General features: G+C 63.3%; 17 protein-coding genes and 1 tRNA gene. 3 read left to right on the top strand and 15 right to left on the bottom strand.

Going from position 1 to position 19,991, the window contains the following annotated elements; translation table 11 throughout:
- Positions 1 to 61: 61 nt before the first annotated feature.
- The 5 genes from rpsG to M8J71_RS12755 form a co-directional block, all read right to left on the bottom strand.
- Positions 62 to 532, bottom strand: coding sequence for a 30S ribosomal protein S7 (rpsG, locus tag M8J71_RS12775; RefSeq protein WP_026531948.1), 471 nt, complete (start codon positions 530 to 532; stop codon positions 62 to 64).
- A gap of 1 nt (position 533) precedes the next feature.
- Positions 534 to 908, bottom strand: coding sequence for a 30S ribosomal protein S12 (gene rpsL / locus M8J71_RS12770; RefSeq protein ID WP_009358312.1), 375 nt, complete (start codon positions 906 to 908; stop codon positions 534 to 536).
- A gap of 459 nt (positions 909 to 1,367) precedes the next feature.
- Positions 1,368 to 5,267 carry a DNA-directed RNA polymerase subunit beta' gene (locus M8J71_RS12765; RefSeq protein ID WP_256248264.1) on the bottom strand — a complete coding sequence of 1,300 codons (3,900 nt, stop codon included), beginning with the start codon at positions 5,265 to 5,267 and terminating at the stop codon, positions 1,368 to 1,370.
- A 99-nt stretch (positions 5,268 to 5,366) separates the two neighbouring features.
- Positions 5,367 to 8,876, bottom strand: a complete 3,510-nt coding sequence (rpoB, locus tag M8J71_RS12760) for a DNA-directed RNA polymerase subunit beta (protein ID WP_091415051.1) — start codon at positions 8,874 to 8,876, stop codon at positions 5,367 to 5,369.
- A 303-nt stretch (positions 8,877 to 9,179) separates the two neighbouring features.
- On the bottom strand, positions 9,180 to 9,674 hold the full coding sequence (locus M8J71_RS12755) for a hypothetical protein (RefSeq protein WP_256248263.1): 495 nt from the start codon (positions 9,672 to 9,674) through the stop codon (positions 9,180 to 9,182).
- A 265-nt stretch (positions 9,675 to 9,939) separates the two neighbouring features.
- Between M8J71_RS12755 and M8J71_RS12750 the strand changes: the two genes are divergently transcribed.
- Together M8J71_RS12750 and M8J71_RS12745 are read left to right on the top strand one after the other, a co-directional pair.
- Entirely contained in the window at positions 9,940 to 11,139 is a 1,200-nt protein-coding gene (locus tag M8J71_RS12750; protein ID WP_256248262.1) for an acetyl-CoA C-acetyltransferase, read from the top strand.
- Complete coding sequence (locus tag M8J71_RS12745) at positions 11,139 to 11,636, top strand: aminoacyl-tRNA deacylase (protein WP_256248261.1); 498 nt, start codon at positions 11,139 to 11,141, stop codon at positions 11,634 to 11,636. Before M8J71_RS12750 ends, M8J71_RS12745 begins: the two co-directional genes overlap by 1 nt.
- A 119-nt stretch (positions 11,637 to 11,755) precedes the next feature.
- Here M8J71_RS12745 and rplL read toward each other — a convergent pair whose 3' ends face one another.
- The 10 genes from rplL to M8J71_RS12695 form a co-directional block, all read right to left on the bottom strand.
- Entirely contained in the window at positions 11,756 to 12,130 is a 375-nt protein-coding gene (rplL, locus tag M8J71_RS12740) for a 50S ribosomal protein L7/L12 (protein ID WP_066277893.1), read from the bottom strand.
- Between the two features lie 77 nt (positions 12,131 to 12,207).
- Positions 12,208 to 12,792, bottom strand: coding sequence for a 50S ribosomal protein L10 (gene rplJ / locus M8J71_RS12735; protein ID WP_256248260.1), 585 nt, complete (start codon positions 12,790 to 12,792; stop codon positions 12,208 to 12,210).
- A gap of 298 nt (positions 12,793 to 13,090) precedes the next feature.
- Positions 13,091 to 14,209 carry a GNAT family N-acetyltransferase gene (locus M8J71_RS12730; RefSeq protein ID WP_256248259.1) on the bottom strand — a complete coding sequence of 373 codons (1,119 nt, stop codon included), beginning with the start codon at positions 14,207 to 14,209 and terminating at the stop codon, positions 13,091 to 13,093.
- Positions 14,210 to 14,216: 7 nt separating this feature from the next.
- Complete coding sequence (locus M8J71_RS12725; protein WP_256248258.1) at positions 14,217 to 15,353, bottom strand: GNAT family N-acetyltransferase; 1,137 nt, start codon at positions 15,351 to 15,353, stop codon at positions 14,217 to 14,219.
- Between the two features lie 129 nt (positions 15,354 to 15,482).
- A complete protein-coding gene (rplA, locus tag M8J71_RS12720; protein WP_163161877.1) occupies positions 15,483 to 16,190 on the bottom strand; it encodes a 50S ribosomal protein L1 in 708 nt (235 codons plus the stop codon).
- A gap of 200 nt (positions 16,191 to 16,390) precedes the next feature.
- Entirely contained in the window at positions 16,391 to 16,822 is a 432-nt protein-coding gene (rplK, locus tag M8J71_RS12715; RefSeq protein WP_003803853.1) for a 50S ribosomal protein L11, read from the bottom strand.
- A 130-nt stretch (positions 16,823 to 16,952) separates the two neighbouring features.
- A complete protein-coding gene (gene nusG / locus M8J71_RS12710; RefSeq protein WP_256248257.1) occupies positions 16,953 to 17,756 on the bottom strand; it encodes a transcription termination/antitermination protein NusG in 804 nt (267 codons plus the stop codon).
- Between the two features lie 114 nt (positions 17,757 to 17,870).
- Positions 17,871 to 18,155, bottom strand: a complete 285-nt coding sequence (gene secE, locus M8J71_RS12705; protein ID WP_163161873.1) for a preprotein translocase subunit SecE — start codon at positions 18,153 to 18,155, stop codon at positions 17,871 to 17,873.
- Positions 18,156 to 18,237: 82 nt separating this feature from the next.
- Positions 18,238 to 18,310, bottom strand: a tRNA-Trp gene (locus tag M8J71_RS12700).
- Between the two features lie 89 nt (positions 18,311 to 18,399).
- Positions 18,400 to 18,549: a hypothetical protein gene (locus M8J71_RS12695; protein ID WP_163161871.1), complete on the bottom strand. Its 150-nt coding sequence runs from the start codon at positions 18,547 to 18,549 to the stop codon at positions 18,400 to 18,402.
- Positions 18,550 to 18,588: 39 nt separating this feature from the next.
- On the opposite strand from M8J71_RS12695, the gene M8J71_RS12690 reads away from it, so the two are divergent.
- Complete coding sequence (locus M8J71_RS12690) at positions 18,589 to 19,806, top strand: pyridoxal phosphate-dependent aminotransferase (protein ID WP_256248254.1); 1,218 nt, start codon at positions 18,589 to 18,591, stop codon at positions 19,804 to 19,806.
- The last annotated feature ends 185 nt before the right edge of the window (positions 19,807 to 19,991 follow it).

Below are 19,991 nucleotides of genomic sequence, written 5' to 3'. Positions count from 1 at the left end.
CTTTTGGGATGGACTACACGTTCGCCGCCGGCTCGGTTGAGCCGGCGGCGTACGGGAAGTATTACCAGCGGTAGTGTGCGAAGGCCTTGTTGGACTCGGCCATCTTGTGGGTGTCTTCGCGACGCTTCACAGCGGCACCGAGACCGTTGGAGGCATCCAGGATTTCGTTCTGGAGGCGCTCGGTCATCGTCTTTTCGCGGCGGGCCTTGGAGTAGCCAACCAGCCAGCGCAGGGCGAGTGCGGTGGAGCGGCCCGGCTTGACCTCAACCGGAACCTGGTAGGTGGCGCCACCGACGCGGCGGGAGCGGACCTCGAGGGAAGGCTTGACGTTGTCCATGGCCTTCTTGAGGGCTGCTACGGGGTCGCCGCCGGACTTGGCGCGTGCGCCTTCGAGGGCACCGTAGACGATGCGCTCTGCCGTGGACTTCTTGCCGTCAACGAGCACCTTGTTGATGAGCTGGGTAACCAGCGGGGAGCCGTAAACGGGATCTAGTACGAGCGGCCGCTTGGGGGCCGGACCCTTGCGAGGCATATTACTTCTTCTCCATCTTTGCGCCGTAGCGGCTGCGGGCCTGCTTACGGTTCTTGACACCCTGGGTATCGAGGGCGCCACGGACGATCTTGTAGCGGACACCCGGGAGGTCCTTCACACGACCACCGCGGACGAGCACAATGGAGTGCTCCTGCAGGTTGTGTCCCACACCGGGGATGTAGGCGGTTACTTCAACGCCGCCGTTGAGGCGCACACGTGCCACCTTACGCAGAGCCGAGTTCGGCTTCTTCGGGGTGGTGGTGTAAACGCGGGTGCAAACACCGCGGCGCATGGGGCTGCCCTTAAGCGCGGGGGCCTTGGTCTTTGAGACCTTCGGCGTGCGGCCCTTGCGGACCAGCTGGTTAATCGTAGGCACTCTCGTGTTCTCCGTTTTATCCGGAGTGGCCGCTTCCAGCCACTCTCCTTTGCGTTGCCCCGCCGCCTGGGCCTTGAAGAAGATCTCCAAGGCGGCGAAGGCGAAGCCTTAATAGTCGGATCGCATACGCAGGGAATGACCTGACTCGCGTCTTCAATGGTCCCTAGGCATGCAAAAATGTGGCATATGTTGCACAAGAACCCTGCAAACCGGAAACGTCGCTCTGGTTCAGCCTTTCAGCTGGAACCGGCGCACTCATCCACTGCCACAATAACAATTGGTAACAAGTCTAGCACGGACGCTCTCCATGCCTTAATCGGCGCCCGCTCCCCCAAGTAGGTAGCGGTAAGTGTCGTTTTGGGAGCTCATAACGGCACTTACTGCTACCCAGTTGGGAAAGGGAAGGCCCCGCCCCCACAAACGTGGAGGCGGGGCCTTCAGCCAATCAGCGGAACTTCCTTAGCGGAAGTCGTTGCCCAGGTCGTAGTCATCCAGCGGGATGGCGTGGAACTCAGGAGCTCCGTCGCCGCCCAGGGTGTCGTACGAGAAGTCACTGAATGCACTGGGGCCGGTGAACAGGTTGGCCTTTGCTTCTTCAGTGGGCTCGACGGTGACCTCGGTGTAGCGCGGGAGGCCCGTGCCGGCCGGGATCAGCTTACCGATGATGACGTTCTCCTTGAGGCCGAGCAGCGGATCGCTCTTGCCTTCCATGGCCGCCTGCGTCAGGACGCGGGTGGTCTCCTGGAAGGAAGCCGCGGACAGCCAGGACTCGGTGGCCAGCGACGCCTTGGTGATGCCCATGAGCTCAGGACGTCCGGAAGCCGGAGTCTTGCCCTCGGACACAACACGGCGGTTGGCGTCCTCGAAGCGGCTGCGCTCGGCGAGCTCGCCGGGCAGCAGGTCCGATTCGCCGGACTCGATGACCGTGACGCGGCGCAGCATCTGGCGGACGATAACCTCGACGTGCTTGTCGTGGATACCGATGCCCTGGCTGCGGTACACGCCCTGGACTTCGTCCACCAGGAACTTCTGTGCCGCACGCGGACCCATGATGCGCAGGACCTGCTTGGGATCCACCGGTCCGTTGATCAGCTTCTGGCCGACGGTGACGTGGTCGCCATCCTCGATCAGCAGGCGTGAACGGCGCAGGACCGGGTAGGCGATCTCTTCGGTTCCGTCATCAGGAGTGATGACCAGGCGCATCTGGCGCTCGGACTCTTCGATGGTGATGCGGCCGGCTGCTTCTGCAATCGGTGCGACACCCTTCGGAGTACGGGCTTCGAAGAGCTCCTGGATACGGGGCAGACCCTGGGTGATGTCGTCGCCGCCGCTGGCGGAGACTGCACCACCGGTGTGGAACGTACGCATGGTCAGCTGGGTACCGGGCTCACCGATGGACTGTGCGGCGATGATGCCCACGGCCTCGCCGATGTCCACGGTCTTGCCGGTGGCCAGCGAACGGCCGTAGCACAGGGCGCAGGTGCCGACGCTGGACTCACAAGTGAGTACGGAGCGGACCTTGACCTCGGTAATGCCGGCCGCGAACAGCTCGGCGATCACCACGTCGCCGCAGTCGGTGCCGGCGGCTGCGAGGACGTTGCCCTCGGAGTCCACGACGTCGACGGCGAGCGTACGTGCGTATGCGCTGTTCTCGACGTTCTCGTCCAGCACCAGCTCACCGTTGGAATCGGCGACGGCGATGGGCGTGACCAGGCCGCGCTCGGTGCCGCAGTCCTCTTCGCGGACGATGACGTCCTGGGACACGTCCACCAGACGACGGGTCAGGTAACCCGAGTTGGCGGTACGCAGAGCGGTGTCAGCCAGACCCTTACGGGCGCCGTGCGTGGCGATGAAGTATTCCAGAACCGACAGGCCCTCACGGTAGGAGGACTTGATGGGACGGGGAATAATTTCACCCTTCGGGTTGGCCACCAGGCCACGGATACCCGCGATCTGGCGGACCTGCATCCAGTTACCACGTGCACCGGAGGACACCATGCGGTTGATGGTGTTCATCGGCGACAGGCTGTCGCGCATCGCCTGGGCGATCTCGTTGGTTGCCTTGTTCCAGATCTCGATCAGTTCCTGGCGGCGCTCGTCGTCGTCGATCAGGCCCTTGTCGTACTGGCCCTGGATCTTCGCAGCCCGCTCCTCGTAACCGGCGAGGATGGCCGGCTTTGCGGCCGGAACCTCGATGTCCGAGATGGCGACGGTAACGCCTGAGCGGGTGGCCCAGTAGAAACCGGCATCCTTCAGGTTGTCCAGCGTTGCCGCGGTGACAACCTTCGGGTAGCGCTCCGCGAGGTCGTTGACGATGCGGGACAGCTCGCCCTTGTCGGCAACAGCCTCAACCCACGGGTAGTCCTCGGGCAGGGTCTCGTTGAAGAGAACCTGGCCCAGGGAGGTCTGGACGAGCGCGGGCTGACCCGGCTCCCAGCCTTCCGGAGCTTCCCAGCCCGCGTAGGGCACAAAGCCTTCGAGGCGGATCTTGACCTGCGAGTTCAGGTGCAGCTCGCGGGCATCGAACGCCATGATGGCTTCCGCAACCGAACCGAAGACGCGGCCTTCGCCAGCTGAGCCAACACGCTTGGTGGTCAGGTGGTAGAGGCCGATGATCATATCCTGCGAAGGCAGGGTGACCGGGCGTCCGTCGGAGGGCTTCAGGATGTTGTTCGAGGACGGCCTCAGGATGCGGGCTTCAGCCTGCGCTTCGGGGCTCAGCGGCAGGTGGACTGCCATCTGGTCGCCGTCGAAGTCGGCGTTGAAGGCGCCACAAACCAGCGGGTGGAGCTGGATTGCCTTACCTTCAACAAGCTGCGGCTCGAACGCCTGGATGCCGAGGCGGTGCAGGGTAGGTGCACGGTTGAGCAGCACCGGGTGTTCGGTGATGATTTCTTCCAGCACGTCCCAGACCTGCGGACGGTACCGCTCCACCATGCGCTTGGCCGACTTGATGTTCTGGGCGTGGTTGAGGTCAACCAGGCGCTTCATCACGAACGGCTTGAAGAGCTCCAGGGCCATCTGCTTGGGCAGGCCGCACTGGTGCAGCTTCAGCTGCGGGCCGACGACGATGACCGAACGGCCGGAGTAGTCGACGCGCTTGCCGAGGAGGTTCTGGCGGAAACGGCCCTGCTTGCCCTTGAGCATGTCGCTCAGGGACTTCAGCGGACGGTTGCCCGGTCCGGTGACCGGACGGCCGCGGCGGCCGTTGTCGAAGAGGCTGTCAACAGCTTCCTGAAGCATGCGCTTCTCGTTGTTGACAATGATCTCCGGAGCACCCAGGTCAAGCAGGCGCTTGAGGCGGTTGTTGCGGTTGATCACACGGCGGTACAGGTCGTTGAGGTCGGAGGTCGCGAAGCGGCCACCGTCCAGCTGGACCATGGGGCGCAGTTCCGGCGGGATCACCGGGACGGCGTCCAGGACCATGCCAAGCGGGCTGTTGTTGGTGGTCAGGAACGCGTTGACCACCTTCAGGCGCTTGAGGGCACGGGTCTTGCGCTGGCCTTTGCCGTTGGCGATGATGTCGCGCAGCAGGTCCGACTCGGCCTGCATGTCGAAGCTTTCAAGACGCTTCTTGATGGCTTCGGCACCCATGGAGCCTTCGAAGTACATGCCGTAGCGGTCGCGCAGCTCGCGGTACAGTCCTTCGTCACCTTCGAGGTCGGCGACCTTGAGGTTCTTGAAACGGTCCCAGACCTGCTCGAGGCGCTCGATATCGGCGTCGGCACGCTTGCGCACGTTGGCCATCTGGCGGTCGGCGGAGTCGCGGGCCTTCTTCTTGTCGGCAGCCTTCGCGCCTTCACCCTCAAGGCGGGCAATTTCGCCTTCGAGGTCACGGGCGATCGCCGCGATGTCGGAGTCGCGGTTGTCGATGAGCTGCTTCTTCTCGATGTCGTGCTCAACCTGCAGGTTGGGCAGTTCCTCGTGGCGGGCAGCTTCGTCAACGCTGGTGATCATGTAGGCAGCGAAGTAGATGACCTTCTCGAGGTCCTTCGGTGCCAGGTCAAGGAGGTAGCCCAGGCGGGAGGGAACACCCTTGAAGTACCAGATGTGCGTGACGGGTGCGGCCAGCTCGATGTGGCCCATGCGTTCGCGGCGGACCTTTGCGCGGGTGACTTCAACGCCACAACGCTCACAGATGATGCCCTTGAAGCGCACGCGCTTGTACTTGCCGCAGTAGCATTCCCAGTCCCGGGACGGGCCGAAGATCTTCTCGCAGAAGAGGCCGTCCTTCTCGGGCTTGAGCGTGCGGTAGTTGATGGTTTCCGGCTTCTTAACCTCGCCGTAAGACCAGCCACGGATGTCTTCCGCGGTGGCGAGGCCGATCTGCATGAGGCCGAAGGAGGATTCGCTGGACATATGGTCCCTGTTCTCTCTTGTTCTCTAAATTCTGAAGTCTTGGTTACGGGAAGAGGGAGAGGTCCGACGGCGGGTGGTCACCCGCCGTCGGACGCTCTGCTAGACCTCTTCTACCGAACTGGGCTCTGCACGAGACAGATCGATGCCCAGTTCTTCCGCAGCGGTGAAGACTGCGTCATCAGAGTCACGCATTTCAATTGTGGTTCCGTCCGTGGAGAGGACTTCCACGTTCAGGCACAGTGACTGCATTTCCTTGATCAAGACCTTGAAGGACTCGGGAACACCCGGCTCGGGGATGTTCTCGCCCTTGACGATGGCTTCGTAGACCTTCACACGACCGTGGATGTCATCAGACTTGATCGTGAGGAGTTCCTGGAGCGTGTAGGCGGCGCCGTAAGCTTCGAGCGCCCACACTTCCATTTCACCGAAGCGCTGGCCACCGAACTGTGCCTTACCACCCAGCGGCTGCTGCGTGATCATGGAGTACGGGCCGGTGGAGCGCGCGTGGATCTTGTCGTCCACCAGGTGGTGGAGCTTCAGGATGTACATGTAGCCGACCGAGATCGGATCCGGGAACGGCTCGCCGGAGCGGCCGTCGAACAGACGGGTCTTGCCGGAGGAGTTGATCAGGCGTTCGCCGTCACGGGTCACGTTGGTGGAGTCCAGCAGGCCCGTGATTTCCTCTTCGCGGGCGCCGTCGAACACCGGCGTTGCAACAGTGGTCTGGCCACTCTCGCGCGGCAGGTTCGGTAGCTGCTTGACCCACTCGGGCTCGCCTTCGATCTTCCAACCGGTCTTGGCAACCCATCCGAGGTGCGTCTCAAGCACCTGGCCTACGTTCATACGGCCCGGGACACCCAGCGGGTTCAGGACGATATCAACGGGGGTACCGTCGGCAAGGAAGGGCATGTCCTCGATCGGGAGGATCTTGGAGATAACGCCCTTGTTGCCGTGGCGGCCGGCGAGCTTGTCGCCGTCGGTGATCTTACGCTTGGCAGCCACGTAGACGCGGACCAGCTGGTTCACGCCCGGGGGCAGCTCGTCGTCGTTGTCGCGGTCGAAGACGCGCACGCCGATGACGGTGCCGGACTCGCCGTGGGGCACCTTCAGGGAGGTGTCGCGGACTTCGCGGGACTTCTCACCGAAGATGGCGCGCAGCAGGCGCTCTTCCGGGGTCAGTTCGGTCTCACCCTTCGGGGTGACCTTTCCAACCAGGATGTCCCCTGCTTCAACCTCGGCACCAATGTGGATGATGCCGCGCTCGTCCAGGCCTGCCAGTACTTCCTCGGACACGTTGGGGATGTCACGGGTGATTTCCTCGGCACCAAGTTTGGTGTCGCGGGCATCGATCTCGTGCTCCTCGATGTGGATGGAGGAAAGAACGTCCTCGGCAACGATGCGCTGCGAGAGGATGATGGCGTCCTCGAAGTTGTGGCCTTCCCATGACATGAATGCCACGAGCAGGTTCTTACCGAGGGCGAGCTCGCCCTGGTCCGTTGCCGGGCCGTCGGCGATAATGCCGCCAACTTCCAGGCGCTGGCCTTCGTTCACCAGGACACGGTGGTTGTAGCAGTTGCCCTGGTTGGAGCGGGCGAACTTGTTGATGCGGTAATTGGTCTCGGTGCCGTCGTCGTTGAGCATGATGACGAGCTCGGCGGAAACCTCGGTGACCACACCGGCCTTCTTGGCGATGACAACGTCACCGGCGTCGACGGCTGCGGCGCGCTCCATGCCGGTGCCCACAAAGGGAGCCTCGGAACGGACCAGCGGCACGGCCTGGCGCTGCATGTTGGCACCCATGAGTGCGCGGTTGGCGTCGTCGTGCTCGAGGAACGGGATCAGGGCGGTAGCCACGGACACCATCTGGCGCGGGGATACGTCCATGAACTCGACGTCCTCGGCGGGAACGAGCACAGGCTCGCCTCCACCACCACGGGCACGCACCAGGACGGTGTCTTCGGCGAACTTCTTGTTCTCGTCCAGCGGCGCATTGGCCTGGGCGATGAGCACCTCAGCCTCGTCGTCGGCCGTCAGGTACTGGACGTCGTCGGACACGACGCCGTTCTTGACCAGGCGGTACGGGGTCTCGATGAAGCCGAACGGGTTGATGCGTCCGTAGGATGCCAGCGAACCGATCAGACCAATGTTCGGGCCTTCAGGGGTTTCGATGGGGCACATACGTCCGTAGTGGGACGGGTGCACGTCACGGACTTCCATGCCGGCGCGGTCACGGGACAGACCGCCGGGGCCAAGCGCCGAAAGGCGGCGCTTGTGGGTCAGGCCCGAGAGCGGGTTGTTCTGGTCCATGAACTGCGACAGCTGGGAGGTTCCGAAGAACTCCTTGATGGCTGCAACCACGGGGCGGATGTTGATCAGGGTCTGGGGCGTGATGGCCTCGACGTCCTGGGTGGTCATACGCTCGCGGACAACGCGCTCCATACGGGACAGGCCGGTGCGGACCTGGTTCTCGATGAGCTCGCCGACGGCGCGGATGCGGCGGTTGCCGAAGTGGTCGATGTCGTCGATTTCGACGCGCAGGTCCACTTCCTGGCCATCGCGGGTGCCCTTGATGGTCTTTTCGCCGGCGTGCAGCGCGACGAGGAACTTGATCATGGCCACGATGTCTTCAACGTGCAGGACCGATGCTTCCTTGTCGCCAAGGGAGCGGTCGATGCCAAGCTTGCGGTTGATCTTGTAGCGGCCAACCTTGGCCAGATCGTAGCGCTTGGAGTTGAAGTACAGGTTGTCCAGCAGCGACTGGGCAGCCTCGACGGTGGGGGGCTCGCCCGGGCGCAGCTTCCGGTAGATGTCCAGCAAAGCGTCTTCGCGGGTCTCGGTGGCGTCCTTCTCCAGGGTTGCCCGCATGGAGTCGTACTGGCCGAACTCTTCGAGGATCTGGCCTTCGGTCCAGCCGAGGGCCTTCAGCAGGACGGTGACCGACTGCTTGCGCTTGCGGTCGAGGCGAACGCCGACCTGGTCGCGCTTGTCGATTTCGAGCTCGAACCAGGCGCCGCGGGACGGGATGATCTTCGCAGTGAAGATGTCCTTGTCGCTGGTCTTGTCGGCGGCACGCTCGAAGTAGGCGCCCGGGGAACGGACCAGCTGGGAGACGACGACACGCTCGGTGCCGTTGACCACGAAGGTGCCCTTCTCGGTCATCAGCGGGAAGTCGCCCATGAAGACGGTCTGCTGCTTGATCTCGCCCGTGTTGTTGTTCATGAACTCGGCCTTGACGTACAGCGGAGCCGAGTACGTTGCGTCCCGGTCCTTGCACTCGGCCATGGTGTACTTCGGGTCAGCGAACTCGGGATCGGAGAAGCTCAGGGACATGGTGCCCTGGAAGTCCTCAATCGGGGAGATCTCTTCGAAGATGTCCGAAAGACCGGACGTGGTGGCGACGCTAAGATCGTTTTCTTCGACAGCTTTCGCTACGCGTGCCTGCCAGCGTTCGTTTCCGACCAGCCAGTCGAAGCTGTCCGTCTGGAGGGCAAGCAGATTCGGAACGTCAAGAGGTTCGTGAATCTTTGCGAATGAGAGCCGGCGAGTGGCACCATCAGTGCTGTCGGCGGTGTTAGCGGTTTCGTTATTAGAGGTGCTCGAGGCGACCAAGAGGGATCCTTCCACAGACCTTCAGGCGTTTTCAGATCTCCCCCGCTGTGCACCCTGCGGAATGCTCCGCAGTGCTACCATCCGGTTCCGCTATATGACCCGGGGCCGGTGCTGACCATGCTGTGACGTTGTTGACGGCACGTTGATTGCCAGCTGCCAGGCGAAAGCCCACCGCTATATGAAGGCTGAAGGTAAACAGGGAAGACGCAAATGTCTACGATACGGCAAAATAACCTACATGTCTACCCCACATCCGGCCCGATTGCAAGCACCGGTTTTCCGGGCTGCTTGCTGGCGGCGGGACTAAAGCCGCAGGGTGACGCCTTCGGCCGTGCACGTCCCGGCGTTGGCAAACACCGCATCCCTGACTGCGTCCCGGGATTCCTGCGCCGGCACGCCGCCGGATTCCGCCGCGGCTGAATGGTCGATGGCGAGCAGGCTCAGTGACGCGAAGAGCCCTTGGAGGTCACCGGCTGTTGCGTCCTTGGCGTCTTCGGCCCGCAGGTAGATATCCTCATAGCCGTCCGGGTCATCGGCCGGGACGGCCTTGTACTCCGCGACCAATTCGTTGAAGAGTTCACAGGTACCTTTTGCTCCCATCGCTGCGGCTCCCCCTGAAGCCGCTTCCCCTGCAGCGGACGACGGCGGCGCGTCCGTGGCGCTTCCAGCGGAGCCGGTGGAGCGGGGAGAGTTTGCCCGGCTTGGCTCATTCGCGGCCGGCGCCGTTGAGGCGGCGTTGGGATCCGGCGTGGAAACGGAACAGGCCGTCAGTGAGGCAAAGCCGATGGCTGCTGCCATCGTCAGGATTTTTTTCACCGTGCTGCTCCAAGCGTCCCCGGGGAACGGACCTGCTGTCCCCCTGCAAAAGTGTCCGCCGTCCACCCTACGCAGGCCGCCGTCGTCGCGCACGTCCCGGGGATGGGGAGTCCTCCCCCGCCGCTGCCGTCTTGGGGTCAGGGGCGCGGCCGGAATGCACATAGCGGCCGGGACGTTTGAATATATGGGTGACCAGCGTCACGATAGCCTTAGTGGCCTACAACGGATCAGATCGGAAGAGATAAACATGGGCAACTCCGCGGACAACACTGACGTTGTCATCCTCGCAGCAGTTCGTACTCCACAGGGCCGTATCAACGGCCAGCTGGCGAGCTTTACCGCCGTCGACCTCGGGGCCCGCGCCATCAAGGCTGCCCTGGAGGCAAGCGGGGTGGACGCCGGTCAGGTGGAGGCCGTCATCATGGGACAGGTGCTCCAGGCGGGTGCCGGCCAGAATCCCGCACGGCAGAGCTCCATCGGCGCCGGCATCGGCTGGGATGTTCCTGCCGTCACCGTGAACAAGGTCTGCCTCTCTGGGCTGACCGCGGTGATCGACGCCGCCCGGATGATCCGCGGCGGTGAGGCGGCCGTGGTAGTGGCAGGCGGGCAGGAGTCCATGACCCGGGCACCGCACGTGCTGCCCGGCTCACGGCAGGGGTGGACCTACGGCTCCATCCAGGCGCTGGACGTGGCTGCGCACGATGGACTCACGGACGCCTTTGACGGCCAGTCGATGGGTCTTTCCACCGAAACCCGCAACCTTGCGCTGGGCATCGACAGGACATCCCAGGACAATGTGGCCGCCCAGTCGCACCAGCGTGCCGCGCTGGCCGCCAAGAACGGCACCTTCGACGACGAAATCGTCCCCCTCAGCGTCAAGCAGCGCAAGGGCGATCCCCTGGTGGTCTCCACCGATGAAGGTGTACGCCCCAACGCCTCCGTTGAGTCCCTGGCCGGGCTGCGGGCCGCCTTCGTCACCGACGGCACCATCACCGCCGGCAATTCCTCTCCCCTGTCTGATGGAGCCGCGGCACTGGTCCTCTCCTCCCGCGCCTTTGCCGAGGAGAACGGGCTCGAATACCTGGCGGTTGTCGGCAAGCCCGGGCAGGTTGCCGGGCCGGACAACTCCCTGCATTCCCAGCCGTCCAACGCCATTAAGAACGCCCTGGGGCGTGCGGGCTGGACCACTGCCGATTTGGACTTTATCGAGATCAACGAAGCGTTTGGTTCAGTCGCAGTCCAGTCGCTGCAGGACCTCGATTACCCCCTTGAAAAGTGCAACATCCATGGCGGTGCCATCGCCCTGGGCCACCCCATCGGCGCATCGGGGGCCCGGCTCGCTGTACATGCCGCCCATGAGCTTCGGCGGCGCGGAACAGGCAAAGCCGCGGTGTCCCTGTGCGGGGGCGGCGGACAGGGCGAAGCCCTCCTGCTGTACCGCGACTGATGACGGGCATGCCTGCGAACGGAACGGACGGCGTCGGACGCGAACGGTTCCTGGCGGATGCAGCCGCCAGGGGCCTGCAGGTGCAGGTGGTGGAACGGCCGGCCGCCAGAAGTCTTGAAGAGGCGGCCGGGATCCTGGGCATCAGCCCCGGGGACATCGTGAAGTCACTGGTGGTCAAGCACAAGGACGGCTCGTTCCTGTTCGCCCTCATCCCGGGAGACCGCCAGATCTCCTGGCCCAAGCTGCGGAGCCTCGTGGGCGTGAACAAGCTGTCGCTGCCGCCCGCGGACGTGGCGCTTGAGGCCACCGGATACGAACGCGGCACCATCACACCCTTGGGGAGCACCCAACCCTGGCCCGTCTACGCGGACGCCACCATTACCGGCCGGCGGATCTCAATGGGCGCAGGAGCCCACGGCTACAGCGCATTCGTTGACGCCGACGCCCTTACCGCAGCACTGGATGCTGTGGTCGCCGATATCTCCGACCCCTCCTAAGCAACGCGGGGTCACCTGTGCCACTCTGAACGATTCATCGGGCGGAAAGTGACGCCGCGTTGGAGTTAAAGCAGAAAACCCCGCCCACCGGAGTGGACGGGGTTTTCCAGGAAACGCTGTTACTTGAGGGTAACGGTGGCGCCTGCAGCCTCGAGCTGCTCCTTGGCCTTCTCGGCAGCTTCCTTGGTTGCACCTTCGAGGACAGCCTTGGGAGCGCTGTCAACCAGGTCCTTGGCTTCCTTGAGGCCCAGGGAAGTGATGGCGCGAACTTCCTTGATCACTGCGATCTTCTTGTCGCCGGCAGCTTCGAGGACGACGTCGAAGTCAGTCTTCTCTTCAACCTCTTCAGCAGCAGCACCGGCGGGGCCGGCAACAGCTACAGCAGCAGCGGTAACTTCGAAGGTCTCTTCGAAGAGCTTGACGAACTCGGAGAGCTCGATGATGGTCAGTTCCTTGAAAGCTTCAATGAGCTCTTCGTTGGTGAGCTTCGCCATGGTAGGCGTCCTTCCTGTTGTGGTGGTCAGCGGCACGCGGCCGTGCTTCACACCGGAGTCTTGTGGGGTAAAGAGAATTAGTTCTCTTCGGCTGCGGGAGCTTCAGCCGGGGCTTCAGCTGAAGCATCAGCAGGAACTTCTTCAGCGGCGGGTGCTTCGGCAGCCGCCGGTGCACCGTTCTCTTCTTCAAGCTTGAGGCGCAGTGCGTCGATGATGCGTGCAGCTGCGGCAGCAGGGGCCTTGAGGACGCCTGCAACCTTGGCGAGCTGCAGCTCGCGGGACTCGAGCGCTGCCAGTGCGGCAACCTCGCTGGCGTCCAGTGCCTTGCCCTCGAAGTAACCGGTCTTGATGACCAGCTGCTTGTTGGTCTTGGCAAAATCCGTCAGGCTCTTGGCAGCGGCAACTGCGTCACCCTTGATGAACGCGATTGCAGTGGGGCCCGAGAGCTGGTCGTTGAATGCTTCAACACCGGCTTCCTTGGCTGCAATGGCGGTCAGGGTGTTCTTGACGACCGCGAACTTGGTGTCCTGGCCGAGAGAAACACGCAGCTGCTTGAGCTGTGCAACGGTGAGCCCGCGGTATTCGGTCAGGACAGCGGCGTTCGATTCCTTGAAATCGTTAGTGATCTCAGCTACTGCTGAAACCTTGGTAGGCGTTGCCATAACCCTCCTTCCGGGGATAGTGCCGGTATGCGACGGTCCCCGCTCGGATGAGCTAAAACTAAAAACGCCCCGCGCAGATGCACGGGGCTTGGCTCAACACAGATGTTTCCATGGAGCTTTTGCTTCGTTCACCTGCGCCGGCCGCCCTACGTTGAGGGTCCTTCGTCCAGAAAGCCACTGCGTCTCCCGCACACAACTGCAGAGTTGAGCCATGTTCGAGAGAGTGGATTTCCAACAACCGACGGTCTTTGGTCCTTCAAGTCTACGGGGAGAGCCGCCGGTCCTCCAAATCGGGCCGTTAGCTGGTGCTGGTGTGCACGTGCGGAAGCTCCTTTTGCCAGATCCCGGTGACCCCGGCAGTCTGGAAACCCAGCTGCTGGTTCACGGTCAGGAGGTACCGGTTTTCCGGGGCGTTCCAGGTATAGATGACCCGCGCGTCCGGAAACTGCTCGGTGAGCCGTTCCATGTTGGCCACCTTGATCAGCAGGCCCAGCTTGTTCCCCCTGTGCTCCTGCAGCACCAGGGTGTCGTCCTGGAATACGACGTCGGCACGGTGCGCCAGTACCGTGATGGTGGTCAGGCCCACGAGCGTTCCCGAGGCAAGGTGTTCGACTGCGGTGACCACGGTCCGCCTGCCCTGCGCGATGGCAACCTCTTCGGCTTCCCGGAGGATGGCGCCGTCGAGCACCATGTCCTGCTCAACCGGCGCGTCCAGGGCGGGATCGACGTCGGCCCCCGCTTGGTTCTCAAGGGCCGCGACGGCCTCCAGCCACTGGTCCGGGCAGCGGTCCGTCCAGTGGTGCAGCCGGTAGCGGCCGTTGTTGGCCTCATCCGCCTCAGCCTGGAGGTCTGCCACCAGCTTTGTGTCCAGCGGCAGCGCGCACGAGCTGAACTGCTCAATATGCTGAAGCGTGTACCCGGTCCGCTGGGCGAACTCCACTTCGCGGCTCTCCAACGGTACGAAGCCCTGGCCCGAGCCCGGGACCAACTGGGCGCGCTCGAATTCATGGAGGGAGGCCCCGGGGTGGTTCGTGTCCACCAAGATCATGGTGCGCCCCTCGCCGCGGACCAGCTGTTCGGCGGCCTGGAGGAGCCGGCGGCCCACTCCCTGGCGCTGGAACTCAGGGAGGATGTCGAGGGTGAATTCGGCCAGGTCGAGGTTGTCAGTGAGGGGCAGGGCGATATCGACGGTCCCCACGATCTCCCCGTCCACCTTGGCTACGAGAATCAGCTGGCGCTCGTACGGGTCCTGGAACTCGAGCAGCTTCTCCAAGGGACCATAGGCGAGGTCATCACTCCCCCAGGTCTGCATCCTCACTTTCCGCCCCACCTCGACGGCGGCAAGGAAGTCCGCTGCGTCCGGCGCGTCCAGCGAGTCGGGAATCCAAAGCTGCTCGATCTTCACGTCTTTTGCCATAGGCGAATCACCCCAGCCGTTTCTGCCACTCGCCTTCATAACCTGCAGGCTTGAATCCAAGTGCAATATTTATGGCCAGCATATGTTGGTTTTCGTTGGCATTCCATGTCAGCACCGACCGTGCCGCCGGCCACCGGCGCTGGGCCCGCCGCAAGTTTGCCACCTTGGTCAACATGCCCAGGCGGTGGCCGCGGTGTTCGGAGGTGACGAGGGTGTCCTGCTGCACGATGGAGTCCGGCACGCCCGGGCGCCAGTTCAGGACGGTGTAGGCCGCCAGTTGCCCCGTCTCCCGCTGCCGGGCCGCCGTCACCGCTGATTGGACTCCACTGCGGATCAGCGTGTCCTCCTCCTCCCGGACCCTGGCGACGTCCCAGTCCTCACGTTCCCAATCCAACCCGGCGATGGGCACGTCCGTACTCATGGTCGCTTTGAGCTCCGCATACGCCTGCAGCAGGTCTTCCGGGCAGCTGTCATTCCAGCCGATGATGGAGTATTCCGCGGCCCGGGCGGAGGCATCGGCCTCCAACCGGTCCAGCAGTTCCGGCGGCACAGGCAGGGCCAGTCGGCTGGACCGTTCCACCTGCTCCAGCTCGTAGCCGGCAGCAACGGCAAAAGACACCGCGGGCTGGTCAAGCGGCAGACCACCGGCGCCGGATTTCGCCGGCAGCAGGGCGGTACCCTCCGCAGCCTCCAACGGCACCTCGTGATAGGCGTCAAGAGAGGTCCTGCCACGATCCCGGGCGACGGCCTCGGCGTGCTTGAGCAGGGCTCGGCCCAGTCCTCGGCGTCGGTGGACAGGAACAACCAGGACATCGATCCCAGCGGTGTGCGTGTTCTCGCGCAGCGGGAAGGTGACTGAGCAGATCCCCGCGGTTTCCGCGCCGAGCCTGGCGAGGTACAGGTGCCGTTCCTCATATTCGTTGCCCTGCCAGAACTCGGCAGCTTCCTGCAGCATGGGGCAACGGTCCAGGTTGCCCCATGCAGCGAGTTCGTGGGCCACCCGCAGGGCGTGGCATTCCTCAAACTCGGCGGTAACCTGGCGGGCCCCCGCAGCTGTTTCGCCGCCGGGCTGCATGACGTCCACCTCGGATATTGCCAGCACAACGGATTCCTCCAAGGATGGATCAACATCCGGTTCGGCCATTTCTACAGCTTAGGCAAGGTTCTGCCGCTTGGGCACGGTTTCCGGACTTAAACAAAACCGCCCGGCACGGGTGCCGGGCGGTTTTTGTTTGCAACGGAAGGATCCGCTGCGGTTGCTTCACACGAGGATTTAGGCCTCGGTCAGAACCTTGGTGACGTTCGGGTCCACGGAGATGCCGGGGCCGAAGGTGGTGGCAACGGTGGCCTTCTGGATGTAGCGGCCCTTGGAAGCGGACGGCTTCAGGCGAAGCACCTCTTCCAGTGCTGCTGCATAGTTCTCAGCCAGCTTGATGGCGTCGAAGGACACCTTGCCGATGATGAAGTGCAGGTTGGAGTGCTTGTCGACGCGGAAGTCGATCTTTCCACCCTTGATGTCGTTGACGGCCTTGGTGACGTCGGGGGTCACGGTGCCCGTCTTCGGGTTCGGCATCAGGTTACGCGGGCCCAGGACCTTACCGAGGCGGCCAACCTTGCCCATGAGGTCAGGGGTGGCGACGGCGGCGTCGAAGTCGGTCCAGCCGGCTGCGATCTTTTCGATCAGGTCATCGGAACCAACGAAGTCGGCGCCGGCAGCGATTGCTGCCTCAGCCTTGTCACCCGTAGCGAAAACCAGGACGCGGGCAGTCTTACCGGTGCCGTGGGGCAGGTTGACGGTGCCGCGGACCATCTGGTCAGCCTTGCGGGGGTCGACGCCGAGGCGGAATGCAACCTCAACGGTGGCGTCGAACTTGGACGGGTTGGTGTCCTTGGCCAGCGTTACTGCCTCGAACGGCGCGTAGAACTTCTCCGCGTCGATCTTGGCGGCTGCTGCCTCATATGCTTTGCTGCGCTTTGCCATGCTGCTTATTTCTCCTTGTGCAGTTGTGGTCTGCGGACCGCGCTGGGCCCTGCCACAGTTGGTGAGCGGGCTCGTTATCCGTGCCCGGTTCCCAACATTTGTCGGTTTGTGCCGCTTATACGGCAGTGGTGCCGGTTGCCCGGCGGTGCCGCCCGTCGTCGTGATCGGTTTTCCGAACCCGACATGTGGCAGCGGGGGAATTAACCCTCGACGGTGATGCCCATGGAGCGGGCGGTGCCGGCGATGATCTTCGCTGCGCCTTCGAGGCTGGTGGCGTTGAGGTCTTCCATCTTGGTGGAAGCGATCTCGTTGACCTGTGCCTGGGTCAGCTTGGCAACCTTGACGGTGTGCGGGGTTGCTGAACCCTTGGCGACGCCTGCAGCCTTTTTGATGAGTTCTGCAGCCGGCGGGGTCTTGGTGATGAACGTGAAGGAACGGTCCTCGTAGACCGTGATTTCCACGGGGATAACGTTTCCGCGCTGGGCTTCCGTCGCAGCGTTGTACGCCTTGCAGAATTCCATGATGTTGACACCGTGCTGGCCAAGCGCAGGACCGATCGGCGGAGCCGGGTTAGCGGCACCTGCCTGGATCTGCAGCTTGATGAGGCCGGTGACCTTCTTCTTGGGAGCCAATGTAGGGTCCTTCTCTCAATAACGTCCTGGGACACAGGAGCGTGCCTCAGGTTTTTGGCCGCCATGGCGAGGCGGCCGGCCGTTCCGGTGCCGCTAAAGCAGGCAGCACCGGGACGAATTCTTGGGGTTGTCAGATCTTGGTGACCTGGTTGAACGCCAGGGTGACCGGCGTTTCGCGCTCGAAGATGGAAACCAGCACCACGAGGGTCTGGGATTCCACCTTGATCTCGGAGATCGTGGCGGGGAGGGTCTCGAACGGACCTTCCTTGACGATGACGGACTCGCCGACCTCGAAGTCGACATCCACGGGAGCCTGGTTCTGCTTGTTGACCGGCTTGCCCTTCTCGGCCTGCTCTTCCTCGAAAACGGGAGCGAGCATGGAGAAGACTTCGTCCAGGCGCAGCGGCACTGGGTTGTGGGCGTTTCCCACGAAGCCGGTTACGCCGGGGGTGTGGCGGTCGGCGCCCCAGGAGGCGTCCGTCAGGTCCATGCGGACCAGCACGTAGCCGGGGATGCGAACGCGGTTGATGACCTTGCGCTGAGCGTTCTTGATCTCAACGACTTCTTCCATGGGCACCTGGATTTCGAAGATGTAATCTTCCATGTCCAGGGTCTGGATGCGGGTTTCCAGGTTGGCCTTCACGCGGTTTTCGTACCCGGCGTAGGAGTGGATGACGTACCAGTCACCTTCCTGGCGGCGCAGCTTGGCCTTGAATTCCTCGGCGGGGTCAACATCGGCCTTGGCGGCGGCGGCTGCGAGGGCGTCTGCTGACTCTTCCTCGGAGCCGGCGTCGTCCGCCTCATCGTCTTCGGACCCGGCGTCGCTGGCTTCGGGCGCGGAGGACTCAACCTCAGACTCGTCACCGGCTTCTGCCGTGATGTCCGCGGACTCTTCCAGCTCAGTCTCGGTTACCTCGAGCTCCTGCTCAGACACTTGGTCTCCTGCTTCCTCATTGCCTAACATGCCTATTTAAATGGCTCAATTCCGCACACCGGTGCTTCCCTCCGGTTTCCCGGACGGATCACGCGGCCTGCGGACGGTTCAGCCTTAGCTGTCCCCGGGGACGCTACCGCCGAAGACCCAGCTGACAGCGGTTCCAAAACCGAGGTCCAGCAGGCTGACGATGATCATCATGATGCCGACGAACACCAGCACCACGAGCGTGTAGTTGATCAGTTCCTTGCGGGTTGGTGCAACAACTTTCTTCAGCTCGCCGATGATCTGGCGGATGAAGAGCGCAATGCGGGCGAAGAAGTTTGCCTTGGCGTCCTTCTTAGCTGGGCGGCCCTTGGAGCTGCTGGCAGCTGTTTCGGTCACCTGGTCCTCGCTCATCTTTGCAATGTTGGATTACCCGGCCCTGATCAGAACCATGGTTGCTGCGCCTGCCCCGGATTTTTGTCCGGGGCAGCTTGCGCAGGGCAGACAGGACTCGAACCTGCAACCTGCGGTTTTGGAGACCGCTGCGCTACCAATTGCGCCACTACCCTATGGAGTGAACTCCACGCAACAACGACTAACCACCAGCTTGCACTGGGGCGCACGTCATCATCCGTGTTTTCAACACCGGTGAACCAGTCTACGCAACAACTTCGCGTTCGTCGAACCAGCCCGTTTCCGGCCCTTCCCGCTGGCCGGGTTTGACCTTGACTGGCAGGCAGTCACAAATCAAAACCGGCAACCCGGAGGGTCCGGTGAACAGCATAGAGTAGATCACGTCGAAACCCACATTCCAGCCTCCGGGCTGCAAGCGAAGAACGGACCTGCCATGTCTGCCGCCCGCGTTTCCCAGCGCATTTCCGCTATTGCCGAATCCGCAACCCTTGCCGTTGATGCCAAGGCGAAGGCGCTGAAGGCAGCTGGCCGGCCGGTCATTGGTTTCGGCGCGGGTGAACCGGATTTCCCCACCCCGGACTACATCGTCCAGGCGGCCATTGAAGCGGCGAGCCAGCCCAAGTACCACCGCTACTCCCCCGCGGGCGGCCTGCCCGAGCTGAAGAAGGCCATCGCCGAGAAGACCCTGCGGGACTCCGGCTACGCGGTGGACGCTTCCCAGGTCCTGGTGACCAACGGCGGCAAGCAGGCCGTCTACAACACCTTCGCCACGCTTGTTGATCCGGGCGACGAAGTCATTGTGCCCACCCCGTTCTGGACCACGTACCCGGAGGCCATCCGGCTCGCAGGCGGGGTCCCCGTGGAGGTGTTTGCCGGCCCGGAGCAGGACTACCTTGTGACGGTGGAGCAGCTCGAAGCAGCGGTGACCGACAGGACGAAGATCCTGCTGTTCGTGTCGCCGTCGAACCCCACCGGCTCCGTCTACTCACCGGAGCAGGTGGCGGAGATTGGCAAGTGGGCCGCGGCCAAGGGCCTGTGGGTGGTCACCGATGAGATTTACGAGCACCTGACCTACGACGGCGTTCCGTTCACCTCCATCGCCACCGCCGCCCCGGAGCTGGGCGACAAAGTGGTTATCCTCAACGGCGTGGCCAAGACCTACGCAATGACCGGCTGGCGTGTGGGCTGGATGATCGGCCCGGCCGACGTCATCAAGGCCGCCACCAACCTGCAGTCCCACGCCACCTCCAACGTCTCCAACATTCCCCAGGTCGCCGCCCTCGCCGCCGTGTCCGGACCGCTGACCGCCGTGGACGAGATGAAGGTCGCCTTCGACCGCCGCCGCAAGGCCATCGTCGCCGGCCTGAACGCCATCGACGGCGTGGAATGCCCGACGCCGAAGGGCGCCTTCTACGTGTATGCGGACGTCCGCGCGCTGCTGGGCAAGGAGTTCCCGACGGCGTCGGGTACCGCCACGCCACAGACCTCCGCCGAGCTCGCAGCCCTGATCCTGGATGAGGTTGAGGTGGCAGTGGTTCCGGGCGAGGCTTTTGGGCCTTCGGGCTACCTGCGCCTTTCCTACGCGCTTGGCGACGAGGACCTCGCCACCGGCGTGCAGCGCCTGCAGGACTTCCTCGGCAAGGCTCAGTAGGGACGCTCTCTCACTTAACGCAGGAAAAACCCAAACGCTCTATCACTCTCTTCAGGAGTGTGATGGAGCGTTCGGCTTAAAGGACCGGAAGGTGATAGGGCGTTTGGGTATGAGGCGCATCAAGTGAGAGAGCGTTCCGGCTTAAGCCGCATCAAGGGAGAGAGCGTCGCGGAAAAGCCCGCGTT

This window comes from Pseudarthrobacter sp. R1, from assembly GCF_024494415.1.
GTDB lineage: Bacteria > Actinomycetota > Actinomycetes > Actinomycetales > Micrococcaceae > Arthrobacter.
The sequence above is the reverse complement of the archived record's forward strand: the minus strand, read 5'-3'. Positions and strand labels throughout refer to the sequence as shown.

Coding starts and splice junctions, on each gene's coding strand:
- rpsG (WP_026531948.1), bottom strand. CDS start 532: ATGCCTCGCAAGGGTCCGGCCCCCAAGCGGCCGCTCGTACTAGATCCC.
- M8J71_RS12765 (WP_256248264.1), bottom strand. CDS start 5,267: ATGTCCAGCGAATCCTCCTTCGGCCTCATGCAGATCGGCCTCGCCACC.
- M8J71_RS12755 (WP_256248263.1), bottom strand. CDS start 9,674: ATGGCAGCAGCCATCGGCTTTGCCTCACTGACGGCCTGTTCCGTTTCC.
- M8J71_RS12750 (WP_256248262.1), top strand. CDS start 9,940: ATGGGCAACTCCGCGGACAACACTGACGTTGTCATCCTCGCAGCAGTT.
- M8J71_RS12745 (WP_256248261.1), top strand. CDS start 11,139: ATGACGGGCATGCCTGCGAACGGAACGGACGGCGTCGGACGCGAACGG.
- rplL (WP_066277893.1), bottom strand. CDS start 12,130: ATGGCGAAGCTCACCAACGAAGAGCTCATTGAAGCTTTCAAGGAACTG.
- rplJ (WP_256248260.1), bottom strand. CDS start 12,792: ATGGCAACGCCTACCAAGGTTTCAGCAGTAGCTGAGATCACTAACGAT.
- M8J71_RS12730 (WP_256248259.1), bottom strand. CDS start 14,209: ATGGCAAAAGACGTGAAGATCGAGCAGCTTTGGATTCCCGACTCGCTG.
- M8J71_RS12725 (WP_256248258.1), bottom strand. CDS start 15,353: ATGGCCGAACCGGATGTTGATCCATCCTTGGAGGAATCCGTTGTGCTG.
- rplA (WP_163161877.1), bottom strand. CDS start 16,190: ATGGCAAAGCGCAGCAAAGCATATGAGGCAGCAGCCGCCAAGATCGAC.
- secE (WP_163161873.1), bottom strand. CDS start 18,155: ATGAGCGAGGACCAGGTGACCGAAACAGCTGCCAGCAGCTCCAAGGGC.
- M8J71_RS12690 (WP_256248254.1), top strand. CDS start 18,589: ATGTCTGCCGCCCGCGTTTCCCAGCGCATTTCCGCTATTGCCGAATCC.